This window comes from Fischerella thermalis PCC 7521 (genome assembly GCF_000317225.1).
Taxonomy (GTDB): Bacteria; Cyanobacteriota; Cyanobacteriia; order Cyanobacteriales; family Nostocaceae; genus Fischerella; species Fischerella thermalis.
The window spans coordinates 108,681-122,255 of sequence record NZ_AJLL01000070.1 but is presented as its reverse complement, the minus strand read 5'-3'; the positions used below and the strand labels follow the sequence as shown (position 1 = coordinate 122,255).

14 protein-coding genes are annotated in these 13,575 nt (G+C 38.7%); 11 read left to right on the top strand and 3 right to left on the bottom strand.

The genetic code is table 11. The features are described from left to right. Complete coding sequence (locus UYK_RS27665; RefSeq protein ID WP_341271178.1) at window positions 1–153, top strand: glycogen debranching N-terminal domain-containing protein; 153 nt, start codon at window positions 1–3, stop codon at window positions 151–153. A gap of 108 nt (window positions 154–261) precedes the next feature. On the opposite strand, the gene UYK_RS0115605 is transcribed toward UYK_RS27665, so the two are convergent. After that, window positions 262–1,143 carry a universal stress protein gene (locus UYK_RS0115605; RefSeq protein ID WP_009454818.1) on the bottom strand — a complete coding sequence of 294 codons (882 nt, stop codon included), beginning with the start codon at window positions 1,141–1,143 and terminating at the stop codon, window positions 262–264. A gap of 219 nt (window positions 1,144–1,362) precedes the next feature. Here UYK_RS0115605 and UYK_RS0115600 point away from each other — a divergent pair, with 219 nt between their 5' ends. From UYK_RS0115600 to UYK_RS26800, 8 genes are all read left to right on the top strand, one after another. Further along, window positions 1,363–1,857 carry a hypothetical protein gene (locus UYK_RS0115600; RefSeq protein ID WP_016871727.1) on the top strand — a complete coding sequence of 165 codons (495 nt, stop codon included), beginning with the start codon at window positions 1,363–1,365 and terminating at the stop codon, window positions 1,855–1,857. A gap of 62 nt (window positions 1,858–1,919) precedes the next feature. Continuing rightward, window positions 1,920–2,954, top strand: a complete 1,035-nt coding sequence (locus UYK_RS0115595) for an AI-2E family transporter (protein ID WP_016871726.1) — start codon at window positions 1,920–1,922, stop codon at window positions 2,952–2,954. Between the two features lie 293 nt (window positions 2,955–3,247). Further along, on the top strand, window positions 3,248–4,264 hold the full coding sequence (locus UYK_RS0115590) for a DUF389 domain-containing protein (protein WP_009454807.1): 1,017 nt from the start codon (window positions 3,248–3,250) through the stop codon (window positions 4,262–4,264). A gap of 536 nt (window positions 4,265–4,800) precedes the next feature. After that, window positions 4,801–5,151, top strand: a complete 351-nt coding sequence (locus UYK_RS0115585) for a phage holin family protein (RefSeq protein ID WP_009454803.1) — start codon at window positions 4,801–4,803, stop codon at window positions 5,149–5,151. Window positions 5,152–5,254: 103 nt separating this feature from the next. Next, on the top strand, window positions 5,255–6,598 hold the full coding sequence (locus tag UYK_RS0115580; protein WP_009454801.1) for a ferredoxin reductase family protein: 1,344 nt from the start codon (window positions 5,255–5,257) through the stop codon (window positions 6,596–6,598). Window positions 6,599–6,616: 18 nt separating this feature from the next. Next, window positions 6,617–7,204: a hypothetical protein gene (locus UYK_RS0115575; RefSeq protein ID WP_009454799.1), complete on the top strand. Its 588-nt coding sequence runs from the start codon at window positions 6,617–6,619 to the stop codon at window positions 7,202–7,204. Window positions 7,205–7,239: 35 nt separating this feature from the next. Then, window positions 7,240–7,692 (top strand): SRPBCC domain-containing protein, encoded by a 453-nt coding sequence (locus UYK_RS0115570; RefSeq protein ID WP_009454797.1) that lies wholly within the window; start codon window positions 7,240–7,242, stop codon window positions 7,690–7,692. A 50-nt stretch (window positions 7,693–7,742) separates the two neighbouring features. Next, a complete protein-coding gene (locus UYK_RS26800) occupies window positions 7,743–7,898 on the top strand; it encodes a hypothetical protein (protein ID WP_009454795.1) in 156 nt (51 codons plus the stop codon). 143 nt (window positions 7,899–8,041) lie between these two features. On the opposite strand, the gene UYK_RS0115560 is transcribed toward UYK_RS26800, so the two are convergent. Next, complete coding sequence (locus UYK_RS0115560; RefSeq protein WP_009454793.1) at window positions 8,042–8,845, bottom strand: glucosamine-6-phosphate deaminase; 804 nt, start codon at window positions 8,843–8,845, stop codon at window positions 8,042–8,044. A 256-nt stretch (window positions 8,846–9,101) separates the two neighbouring features. After that, window positions 9,102–10,694: a helix-turn-helix domain-containing protein gene (locus UYK_RS0115555; RefSeq protein ID WP_009454791.1), complete on the bottom strand. Its 1,593-nt coding sequence runs from the start codon at window positions 10,692–10,694 to the stop codon at window positions 9,102–9,104. Window positions 10,695–11,743: 1,049 nt separating this feature from the next. Here UYK_RS0115555 and fdxB point away from each other — a divergent pair. Then, window positions 11,744–12,037, top strand: coding sequence for a ferredoxin III, nif-specific (fdxB, locus tag UYK_RS0115550; protein ID WP_009454789.1), 294 nt, complete (start codon window positions 11,744–11,746; stop codon window positions 12,035–12,037). 525 nt (window positions 12,038–12,562) lie between these two features. Beyond that, complete coding sequence (locus UYK_RS0115545) at window positions 12,563–13,522, top strand: cytochrome c oxidase subunit II (RefSeq protein ID WP_016871722.1); 960 nt, start codon at window positions 12,563–12,565, stop codon at window positions 13,520–13,522. Window positions 13,523–13,575 lie beyond the last annotated feature (53 nt).

Here is a 13,575-nt window from a genome sequence, read left to right as displayed (position 1 = left end):
ATAAGTGTTGGTTCACCAATTCTGACTATTAATCATGGCAGTACCTTTATGGTGACTGATTTAAATGGACATATTCACCATGAGGGTCATCAAGGTATTTTTTGTAAGGTGATGTGGAAGTTAAGCAGCAAAGTTGGTAGCCTTGGAGTGTAGAACAATCTGTGAAAGTTTGAAGCCACTGACAAATTAGCGATCGCCCTACTGCAAGCCTCTGCGTTTCAAATTGCTACTTTTTTACGCAAAGCTGTACTTAAATCATAATTATCCACGTTGGGGTGGAAAAAATAGTACAGGATACCAGCTACAACGCAATAATTCCGACGCAAAACTGGAAACTAACCATTCTTGGAGTTTACCTATCGTTCCTGAAGACACTGCGATCGCACTAATATCTGCCATTGTAGCTGCCTCTAAAATCTGGGTGACGCAGTGTCCTTCGCGAACTTCTGTCTCTACTTGTAAATTTACTTTCTCCAAATCAGCTTTAATCTGAGATAGAGTTTGCCCTGCCTGCTGCGGTAAGATTTTCTTTGGTACTTCCCGACGACCAGTATCTTCTAATACCCAGCATAGCTTACACTGTTGTAGATATCTATCAGATTGTTGTTGAGCTAATTGCTTCACCTGTTGCACCAGATAATTCGCCGCTTGAGTATCGTTGTAGGGAAGTAGCAAAGAACGGAAAAGGTGCTGACAACGAAGCGTTAATTCCTCAGAAGTATAAGTAGAGATTAACTGAGGACGCAGTACCAGAAGAGGAATCGTTGTTTTGTGAGACAAGTCAGCCATTGTACCACCCACCAATTTCTCAGTGAGTAAGCTGCGACTTTGAGAACCCAGTATAATCAATTGGGACTGATAGGTTTGGGCAACCTTAAGGATGATTTCCACAGGCTTTCCCGATTGAACTTCTATTTTTACTTCTACATCAGTAGGACTTTCACCAACAGTTTCGGTCAATCGAGTTTGAGCTTGTTCTATTTTCTCAGTATCGGCTCGTGGAATAATGCCTTTTTCCCACAATGGAACAGCGTGCAGAAAAACAATTTGCTTCATCCCCGCCAGCGCAAGACTAGAAACAAAATGTGTGAGACGGTGTAAACCATCAGAAAAATCTGTGCAAATCAAAACTCGTTGAAACATAGATAACCAGTAAAAGATATTAAGAAGTCTTCTAACTTAATCCCGCAATCTATAATTAAATTCGTTTGAATGCTTACAGCATATTTCATTTTAGTGATAAAACTGCAATCATTTTAATAAATTAGCTATAGCAATACATCATCACTTTTCAATCACATTTGAGGCATATAACTAAAGTGGCGCTGCTTGCTGGAAAAGAAAATCAACAGTGAGGAAACTATGCGATCGCGCGCAATTCTCATCCTCATCTCTTTGTTAATAGTCGTCGGCTTTTTAGGTTTTCAGTTAGAACTGAATTTGCCAGGAAGACCGCCTTCTATTGACAAAACCTATACACCATTGACAAAATCTCCCCCCACAAGTGTAGGTTCCTATGATGTTTTGGGTTATGTAGTCGAGTCTGAAAAAGCCGACAGATGGCTGCAAACCGAAAAAGGACGCCAAGCACTTTCTCCTGATCATGGTGCAGTTAAAGTTACCCAAGACTTAATAGATTTGGGTCGTGATGCTTTGTTTATGCAAAACGGGTTAATGGCAAATACTCCCGGTCTACCCGTCGCTGCACAACTGAATGGTACGTCTTCTGCCTTCCAAAATACTTTAGCGCCATCTCCCCATGAAGTTGCTGATATCGACACCTTGAAACGAGGTGCTGCTATTTTCCAAAAGGCGAAACCTCATTGGACTGTATCTCAGCGCACCTTATTTTCATGATGGTGGTGTAGCTGCTAGTGCTGAGTCAATCAAGGAAAATGCAAAACTAATTACACAAAACAATGAACAAACCAAGAGTAAATAATTTTTTAGAACAAATAAGTACTAGCAAGTTAGTTCACTATTTACTATTATTTGCCCTTGGATGGGGAATAGTTCAAGTTTTGGCTTATCTTTCTACAGTAATTGTAATTTTTACTTTAGCAGCAGTTTTAGCATTTGTACTTAATTATCCTGTGCAGTGGGTGGAGCGTTTTTTACCGCACATTTTAGCAGTCATTTTAGTTTTTTTAGTAAGTCTTTTAATTCTTGCTATTTTTACATTGACAATCGGTTTTGCAGCTTTATCTCAGGGACAACAATTACTGAGTCAATCTCCAGAGTTTGTCAACTTTATAATATCTTTATTAGAACGACTAGAAGCTTTACTGGATAAGTGGAATTTACAAGTGGATTTAAGCGCTGTTGAAAAGGAACTACGAAATCAAGCTTTAGCTGGAATTGGTGTGGGTTTCGCCACTGTTCAAAGGTTACTTGCCAGCTTAGTAGATGTAATTTTGATTGCCGTTGTTGCTTTTTTCATGTTACTAGACGGCAAACGTCTCTGGTATTTCATTCTGAAATTTTTTCCCGAAGGTCTACGTCACGAATTGACGGTTGCAATTCAGCGAAACTTTTTAGGCTTTTTCTGGGGAAGGCTAATTTTATCTGTATTCTTTGGGATCTCTGCTTTTATTGTATTTTTGATTTTGCAAGTGCCTTATGCATTAATTTTAGCTACCATTGCCGGAGTTTTTGACTTGATTCCAGGTATTGGAGCCACACTAGGAATTAGCCTTGTGTCTTTAATTGTTTTACCTCAAGGAATTTGGCTCAGTCTCAAAGTATTAGTAGGTTGTATTTTACTTCAACAAATAGAAGAGAATTTACTTATGCCTCGCATTATGCAAGGTTCGTTGAATATTAATCCAGTTGTAATGTTTTTTGCACTATTAATAGGTGCAAGAGTCGCAGGACTACTAGGAGTTTTTCTGGCTGTCCCCATTGCTGGAGTAATTATTAGTTTATTTGAAATGGATGAGTTGAAAGCAGATTGACACTAATACCAATTATTTATGAAGATACACATTATTTTAAAAAACTAACCGCTAAGACGGCATAAACGCGCAAACCGCTTCCGGAAGGGTAGAACGCCAAGAGTGGAGGGTTACTCATTTAGTACGGCTTCACATTAAATTGGTATAATATGACAATTAAAACTATGCGATCGCTCGTTGTGATAGATGATGAACTCAAATAATTTATTGATTCTGAATAGATAAATTTGGTAGCGTAGATACTGTTCACCCTTTACTTTCTCAAAAATTATTGGCGTGCGAGGGATAGCATTGTGCGAAATATAAATGGTATTCGCAATCGTTTTAATAATTTCAAAAACAAACAAATTCCACCACCGCAATTAGAGACTATACGCAATAGTCTATTAGAAGAATCAACAATAAGTATTAATTATATAGTGCTAATTTTTGGTTCTTGTATCATCGCTACCTTAGGACTGCTTTCTAATAGTGCTGCTGTGATTATTGGTGCAATGATTATTGCACCTTTAATGTTGCCAATCCGGGGAGTAGCATTTGGAGCTTTAGAAGGCAATGTAATTTTATTTCGTAAAGGTTTAACAGCAATTATCTCCGGAACTATTCTTGCAGCGGCTTTAGCTTGGTTTATCGGTTACTTCGTGGCGCTTCCAGAATTTGGTAGTGAAATTATCGCCCGTTCTCGACCCACTTTACTAGATTTAGGAATTGCCGTAGCGGCTGGGGGAATTAGTGCTTATGCAAAAGTGGAACCAAAAATTTCTGAAAGTTTAGCCGGAACCGCGATCGCAGTCGCACTTATGCCACCAATTTGTGTAATTGGCTTGGGTTTATCACAATTAAATTTGCAACTTAGTACCGGTGCAACAATACTTTATCTAACTAATTTGTTGGGAATCACTCTTTCCTGTATGGTGACGTTTTTGCTAACGGGTTGCACCTCCTTCAAACGTGCGAGAAAAGCCCTTGGCTGGACACTAGCTTTTACAGCAATACTTTTTATTCCCTTAAGCATAAGCTTTTATCAATTAATTAGACAAGCTAGACTTGAAACTAGTATTAGGCAAGCATTGCTGAATCGAACTATTACCTTTCAACGGGTGGTACTGCTAAATATTAGTGTGAATTGGTTAACTGATCCCCCACAAGTTCGTTTGAATGTTAGAACAAAGGAATCTGTAACACCAACACAAGTTACTTTATTAGAAAAATTTTTAGAAAAAGAAATGGGTCAACCCTTCACCCTAATTTTTGAAGTTGGTCAAATAGAGGAAATTCGGGGAGATAGCCCAGAGAATTTAAAGTTTTAAAAACATTAACTGTGAAGATCAACTAATATTTTTTATTATTATCTCATTCAAATTTAATTCATTACTTTTGATGTAATTTTGTTCTATATTTTGATATATCTATTACCAACTCAAATTGTCTTTTTTTTAGCTGAAAAGTGATTGACACGCTTTGTAAACACTGAATTAGAATTTACACTTCTTCGCTAAAGTCAGTAGTAGTAGTACTGTGGCACAGCTAAAATGTTGCAATAAATCTCTTTTTCTATCTCTGTATTCTCCGGAGCTGGTGCGGTTTATTTATGCACTGTTTTAGTCTGGTCAGTCTACTACTAGCTGCTGATGTCGGCGATACACCGATGTGTCCAATTTTCGATGTAATCGATATAGTTAGTTTGCAATCAAGCGCGAGTACCGCAAACATAAACTCTATTAATTTGTATGAACTTGGTAAAAGTGTGATAGTGCAGTCACTTTCTATTCACATTTATCGTGAATACTAAAAATATCGACCTGCTCGACCGAAATCGACATGTTACTGATAAGGAGTCTTTCTTATGGTTGGGTTGATAATTACTTGGTTAGTCACCGCTGTCAGCTTTTTGATTATTTCTCGACTACCAATAGGAGTAGAAATAGACGGTTTTGGAAAAGCGTTAATTACCGCCGCAGTTTTTGGAATATTGAATGCGCTTTTACTTCCGATTTTAACCTTTTTTACCCTGCCATTTATTATCATTACCATAGGCTTATTCTTCTTTGTTCTCAATTCAATTATCTTTGGATTATCAGCTGCTATAGTGCCTGGTTTTCGCTTAAGATACGGTTTTTGGAGTGCTTTGCTGGGTTCAATCGCATTGGCAATTATTAACTCTATTCTCCTGAGGCTGATAGCACCACTTACCTGATCAAAAAAGCGAATATTCCATTTGGAATCATTGAATAAATTGGAGCAAAAACCTATGATTATAAAATTTTTGCGACAACAACAAGGTTAGGAGGTATGCGTCTATGAGAAGTTTGTTAATGAAAAATCCTGTAGTAATAGGGGCATCTTGGATAGGTGCATATCTTGTAATTATCCTACTACCCTTATTGATACTGCTTTTATACCCACCTACACCAAGTGATATACGTAGTTTTTGGCTAGAGTTTTCTGCTGCTTTGGGTTTTATTGGTTTAGCAATGATGGCAATGCAGTTTGCCCTAACTGCCCGAATCAACCGTATCGAAGCCTCCTATGGTGTTGACCTAATTCTTCAGTTTCACCGCTACACCTCGATAGTTGCGTTTTTCTTCATCCTGACTCACCCGATAATTGTGTTTATTGATAACCCAGAGACACTCCAACTATTGAATTTTATCCAAGCCCCGTGGCGTGCGAGGGCAGCAGTTATCGCTACTCTGGCGCTAATTGCGATTATTGTCACTTCTATTTGGCGCAAACAGCTTAATATTCCCTACGAACCTTGGCGTATTGCTCATGGTATCTTAGCAGTTATTATTGTTGGATTTAGTTTAGGACATGCCTTGGGTGTGGGCAATTACTTGGGACTTTTTTGGAAAGCAGTGATCTGGACTGGTATTGCAGTAGCTGCGTTGTGGTTATTAATTTACGTCCGCTTGGTCAAGCCCTACTTTATGCAGAAAAAACCTTACTTGGTAGAAGCAGCCATCCCCCAAAGGGGCAATGTCTGGAATCTAGTTTTGCGTCCCAGAGGACACGAAGGAATTCGCTTCCAACCAGGTCAATTTGCTTGGCTGACTCTAGAAATTTCGCCCTTTAGAATGCGAGAACATCCATTTTCTTTTGCTTCCAGTGCAGAACATTGCGATCGCATTGAATTTGGCATTAAGGCTTTAGGAGACTTCACCAAAACAATCAAAGATGTCAAACCAGGTACTAAAGCTTTCCTAGATGGTCCCTATGGAGTTTTCACCACAGACCGCTATGAGAATACTGCTGGATTTGTCTTTATTGCTGGAGGTATCGGCATCACACCAATGATGAGTATGCTTCTTACCTTAGCAGAACGTCAAGATGAGCGCCCCCTACTGTTAATTTATGCGAATAAGACTTGGGAAGACATTACTTACCGAGAAGAAATTGAAGCCTTAAAAGACAAATTAGACCTGACAGTGATCCACGTTCTGAGAGAACCGCCGGAGGATTGGTCAGGAGAAAGTGGATATGTTGATCAGGGACTGCTAAAACGCTATATTCCTAAGCGTCCTGCCACTCGAAATTACTTTATCTGTGCCGTACCAAAAATGATGGATCAGGTAGAGAAAGCCTTGCACGAGTTGGAAGTACCTGTCACCAACATTCACATGGAACATTACAACCTTGTTTAACAGCATCATCTATCAGCTATGCGTTTATGCCGCATTGCCAAATTTGCTCTACTAGGAATTGCTTCTATTTTGTTGGTCTGGATGTTGTCTCCTGCAACCATCGTACCCCCTACTGACCCTGCCAAGCCAGTTACAATCCATGTAACAGACCACGGCTGGCATTCCAGATTGGTGTTACCCACTGGCAACGGCGAATTAATTCAGTATGCTTACGGTGATTGGAATTATTTTGCGTTAAACCAGCAAGACTTGAAAAATGGGGCGGCGGCACTTTTAGTACCAACTCAAGGCACCCTTGGTCGGCGAAAATTTAGCAATATCGTCGAACTTCAACAAATCATTCAACAGCAAGATTACACCCTATTAAGTTTAGAAGTAGCGCAAGCCAAAGTAACACAGCTGCTGAAATTATTAGATGAACGTTTTAGCTGCAATATTGAAACGAGTATTGAGAATTCGCAAACAGGTTTAACCTTAGTCCAAGATGACCAAGACTATACTTTGTTACACAATAGCAATCATGAATTAGTTGAGTGGCTACAAGATTTGGACTGCCAAATACATGGCTTTATCATGTGGGCAAATTTTCGAGTAAAACACCCATAATTAATGAACACAAAGTGTACATTTAAAAATTAACTATGAAGGAAATATACACAGAAATTGAGATTCAAGCACCAGATCACCAGGTTTGGAAAATACTCACTGATTTTGACAATTTTCCAACATGGAATCCCTTTATCCGTCGAGTTAGTGGAGAGGTTCGGGAAGGTTCTCATCTAGAAGTACAAATTCAGCCACCAGGAAAAAATGAAATAACTTTTAAACCAAAAGTCCTTAGAGTTATGCCAAATCGAGAATTACGCTGGTTAGGGCATTTTATCATACCAGGGCTGTTTGATGGTGAACACATTTTCTTGATACAATCTCTGACAATAAATCGCACTCACTTCATTCAAAGGGAAATTTTTCGAGGAATACTTGTTCCGTTTTTTACACGTCAACTAGAAACCAATACATGCCAAGGTTTTGCAGAAATGAACCGTGCTTTGAAAATGCGATCTGAACAATCAGAATCTACAGAAAAAGTATAGTATTTGACTCTTTACAATAATTGAAAAAATCTCAAATCTAAAAATTTTTTATGCGTTACAGTATCATGCTTCAACTGGTGGCAGCCATCACTTTAATTTTTCTGGGTACTGCCGCTTTATTTGCCTGGTTGCAATACCGTCCAATTCCAGAAGAAACTAATACACAAAGTAGAATTTCATGTATTTATAATCGTTTTCCAACATAAGTTTATCAGTTAATACCAGTTTAATATGAAGTTACAGAGAAATAACCCCGCCCCAATTATTGCACTCCGCTTGAATTTCTTTTACTTGAAATCGGGGAGGGGATTAATTAGAATTATTGGCGTTGCTGAATCAAGATATGAATTTACGATTTACGGGTGTGACTAGACGTACTTTGACTAAGCAATGAAGCAGAATCTTCATCCAAAAACAGTGTTGTCTGAGAATATTGACGCAGCACAGAAACAGGACAATCTGTACTGATATCTCCTTGTAACATCTTTTGAACTATTTTAGCTTTATGTGATCCCGGCGCAAGACAAAGAATTTTTTTAGCAGAACAAATTGTGGGAATAGTAACAGTAAAAGCATATTTTGGCACAGCTTCTAGACTAGGAAAATGACCTTGCTTTACTTGTTGCTGTTGATTAAGTTGATCTAATTTGACTAGTTTTACGCTGTAACGGTCTTGGAAATTAGCCACAGATGGATCGTTAAAAGCGATGTGTCCATTTTCTCCCACACCCAAGCAACATAAATCAATTGGTTGTGCTTGTAATAATTTGCTGTAGCGATCGCATTCTAGTATAGGTTCTAAAGTGTCACCCTCGATGTAGTGAAATTCTTTCAGATTGACTCGATTGTGGAAACGTTCCCGCAAGTAGCGCCGAAAACTAGCAGCATGAGCAGCAGAAATTCCTAAATATTCATCCAAATGAAAACAAGTAACACGCTGCCAATCAATGCCATCTAATGCTATTAATGCATCGAGAAATTTAATCTGAGAATTACCTGTAGCTAGCAATACAAAAGCCTTACCATTTTGTTGTAAAACATCCCGTAAATAATTCTGTGCAATTTCTGCTACATTCTGGGCTAATTCAGTTTCACCCCTATAAATTTGCACATTCAATTCATCAACCCGAAAAACTTTTTTGGCAGTTGGCATTGAATTATCAACTATGAATTATAAAGAGACTCTGTAGAGACATTGGGCAACTTGTAATCTCGAATTCAGTTAATCACTGATAACAAAAAATATCACCCCTAGTCTCTCTTTGAACCCGCAGTGAAGAATACTGCAAAAGATAATCACTTAAACTAGATATTACTTTTCTATCTTAATATCAATTAAGTAAACAGTTACGGTAATGACCCTGGAGAAAAGCAACTGAGTTTTAGTTGCTAGTTATTTTTTAAGAAAATTAGGCTGTGTTAAGACCCAAGACTTTACGTAAAACTACTTGGTCTTCTAGTTTTACTTTGAGACGGCCTTTTTCGATGTCGCGAATCCAGCTTTGACTTTTACCTGCGAGTTTGGCTAATTCTCTTTGCGAGAGGTTGAGGTTTTTGCGCGCCCGTAAAATTTGTTCGCCCAGTAAGTCACCAGTGGTTTTGGTTTTTCTTTTGTTTTTTGTGGTTCGCTGCTTTTTTTCCAAGTCGGCTGTTTGCTTTTCCCAGTCTGGTGGTAGGCTGAAGGACAAAATTCGGGCATTCATTAAGAGGTTCCATTTGCCACGGGGACTGACGTCTGTCAGACGTGATGTACCGCTACCGTCGTTAATCCAAAATTCTAAGGCTTCGTCTGGATCTTCGGGAATGTCCACTATTCTCGCCCACAACGGTTGGATGGTTGGCGGGTAGGTGACTGGATCAAAGACTGATTTCATCCCGTGGTGATTGAGGACTTCTAAATCATGTTCAAAAGTCCGCAGCAGGCGTTTGCGTTCTTCTCTTTGTCTGCACGCCTGGGCTATTTTCTCTTCGCCGTAAGCAACGCGCATTAAGGTTGGAACAGTTATGCGTTGGGAAGCCCCCATTTTGGTTTTAAATAGTAACCACAGCATTAATCTTGCTGCACCTTCGTGTTGCTGCCAAATGCTCATAACTGTAGTTAATAAGGATTTTGGCAGGCTACCGTATTGATAAAATGCTGTGCGTTCCTTACACGCTTGTTTGTTGAGGAAATACTGCGCCCAAACTCCAGCTCGAATTTTGAAGGTTAAGCCGACAAGATATTTACATCCGAGATTATCTTCTTGAAAGTGACGTTGAACTTGGACTAATTCCCACAAACGGCTTCCTTTGATGGAGAAGCCTTTAAGCATACCTTGTTGTGGCCAGTCAATGGAAACGACGAGTGAGCAAGCTTGCTGGACTAAGTTGTTTATCAAAGTCAACTTGACGTTTTTGCTTAAGTCCTTGCGCTTTTCTAAGCCCAGGTATTTCTCAAGCTGTCGTTCATCGACTGTAAATTCTTGCTCCCAAGGCTGATCTAGGGTTGTTGCATATGCTGCAAAAACTAGATGTAGACAAGCAGCCCTGATATCCAGTGTCTCTATGGCTTCTAATTTTGTGACAGGTTCACTACTTTGGGGTGATTTTGTCAGATGAAATGCGATCGCTCCTTTGCCTTGATTGACTTGACGACGATAGCACAAGTTTCCTTGCTCATCTGTTTCCCAAGGTAATGATGCACGTTGGGAGAGCAAATTGCAAGCTTCCCAAATGACAATTGCTGAAGCAAAGGGGTTACTCTTGCCATTGGAAAATAAATCTGGACTAGTCACTTCTCGCAAGTCAACTTTGCATCTCCCTCTTTTAGCGTGCCAAGGTATGGGAGAATTTGTTGGGCAAGCGATCACACATTGTGGTTCGGGATAGTAACCCTCACAGTTGTTACAAAGGCACGGATCAATCCAGTATTTATCGTTTTCCAGTTTGATAGCACCTGTAGGACATTGAGGACGGCAGTTGTCACATCCAACGCAACTATTATTAGGTATTGTGTAAGGCATAAGGCTATTGCCAATGTACTCGTTGAGATGTCTGGCTCGGATTTCTCCTGGATGTGTCCCCTATTCTCACCACTCACAACCACATCAATTACGGCAAAACAAAACATAGATTTTTATTGCCGTTGTAACCCACCCACATCCATATTCGGACTTTCCATCCTATTGGAAGTTATTCTATGCTCATAACCTAGCCGAGCCTGATTAAATTCTTAATTATCTATACATTTCACAGATATTGTTGTAGGTTTGTTCATCATGAGCGAAAGATAAATTTTGTTAACTTGTGGATTTTCAGTAATTTCCACATATCTTCTTGATTAAGAGAAACCTCTTGTTGAAATTTGTTTGTTGTTTGAGTAAAAATCACAACCTGATAGATCCTGTACAGTTGTTTGTATAGCATCTCTTTCTAGGAGATAGCATGGATATGTAGTTTTTTGATTTGACAAGAAGATAGGTGTTTTAATATTTCGCTCATCTGTGATAATTGAATTATTAATAATATTAATATTTCACAAAAATTATTATTTTGTTAATAATTTTACATTTTTATTGCTTTTATTCAAGGTGAATCAGTGAACAATAGGACAATATTGTGGTTATACTTCTGTATCTCCTAATACTTTGATGATTTGTTATACCAATTTGGAAAAAGAATGCAACACGTAATAGTATTAGACCCATCACCAATCCTAAGCAAAATCGGGGAGGCTGCTGTTAGGCGGGTGGGATTATCTGTCCTTAAACATTTTTTGAATTGGTATTACTGCAAATAAATATCATCTTTACAATAAACTTCATGATGTTTTTAAATCTCATTATCATCAGTCATGATTTAATTACTGGCATAGAAATAACCAGTAAACATTATTAGTAAATAATTGCATTTATATTGAATAATATTAAAAGCAAGGTTTTTATCGGAAAGTTATGGAATTTTAACTATGTAAATCGTTAGATTTGAACATTAAAAAAAGATAATTACAGTTATGTTAGTATGAGCGTTAAAGCACCAATCAAGTTGTAGATAAATTCCAGCAGGTAAGTTCATGGCAGTACTCACAGGATTGACATTTGGCGGTAAAACTTGGACACCCAAATTTGCCCAATCAATAGATGAACATAAATGCATTGGCTGTGGCAGATGTTTTAAAATTTGCGGACATGATGTGCTGTTGTTACGAGCAATGAATGAAGAGGGTGAATTTGTAGATGATGAAGATGATGATGAAATTGAAAAGAAAGTGATGACTGTTGCTCATCCAGAAAATTGTATTGGCTGTGGTGCTTGTTCTAGAATTTGTCCAAAAAACTGCTATACTCATGTTGAATTGAATAACTAAGTATGGCTTTGTGTAAAAGTTTAGTGAGGTTAAACGCAAAGAGACGCAGAGTATTTCTATGATTTGCGCGAGTAGAGGGGAATTCTCTATATTTATTTAGAGAGAATCTAAATATAGTTCATGACAAACAAATTTATAAATATAAAATGTTAATAATTAACTACTTGTAGTTGGTTATTAAAATAAAATAATCTGGCAACAAAAACAAATTAAAACAAGTTTAAGTCTCGCCGATTTTATAGTTAAAACATCGACAATTAAAAAGTAACTTAACTTGGGTTTAAAGGGTAAGATACATATGTCAAACCCATTTTAAATAAAGTGAAAATCAAAAGTAAAAAGACAAAACACAAACCGTATAAGTAATAGAGAGGCTGAAAATTATCGAGAAGTCTCTTAGTACACAAACGGGTTCACTTCACTTCATGGTGTAAGAACTATTTCTTTTTAGTTTGAACTTTTGGTTTTTCACCTACAACTTAGCGATGGTTACACCTGGAACGACGTTATTCTGAGCAGGCATGTATGCAACAAATTCCTGTTTCACTGTTAACCTTAGTTGCTGGGGTATTAATCACACTCTTCAGCCTTTGGGTTGGTCAACACCATAGTCTACTGCCAATGCAGGCATCAGAACAAGCGCCTTTGGTAGATAGTTTTTTCAATGTGATGGTGACAATTGCCACTGCTTTGTTTGTGGTGGTAGAAGGAACAATTTTGATTTTTTTGGTGATGTTTCGTCGCCGTAAAGGTGATGAAACAGATGGGTCGCCTATTGAGGGCAATTTACCGTTAGAAGTATTTTGGACGGCAATCCCAACCATAATTGTTCTGGGTTTGGGGATTTACAGTGTGGATGTTTATAGCAGAATGGGAGGGTTAGAATCGGGTGGTCACAGCCACACTCCAGTTCATGTTACCCACCAGATGCCGGGAAGTGCAATTGCTGCTACTCTGAGCGATGCTTCTGGGATAACACCAGCAAATGACCCCAATATTGGTATTGGTGCGGGTGCTAAGGAACAAGGCAAAACAGCAGACTTAGTTGTTGATGTGACGGGGATGCAGTTTGCTTGGATTTTCAACTATCCTAACAGTGGTGTTACTGCTGGTGAATTACACGTACCTGTGGGTGCTGATGTACAACTCAACCTTGCTTCTACAGATGTAATCCACTCGTTTTGGGTGCCGCAATTCCGCCTCAAACAAGATGCAATTCCTGGTATTCCTACCAAACTCAGGTTTGTCGCTACTAAAGTTGGCACTTACCCTGTAGTTTGTACAGAACTGTGTGGTGGTTATCACGGTTCCATGAGGTCACAGGTAGTAGTTCATACTCCCGAAGAATACGAAAGCTGGTTGACAGAAAACCGGATTGCCCAACAGCAGCAAGAACTACAACAAGCTGTGGCAGTTAATCCCGCCGAATTATCTGTATCAGAGTTTCTCGCCCCTTATGTACAGAAGATGGGGATCGGGAAATAGTATTTAATCTCTTTCCCAGTCAATGGTCAATAGTTGTTGGTTGGTAGTTGGTG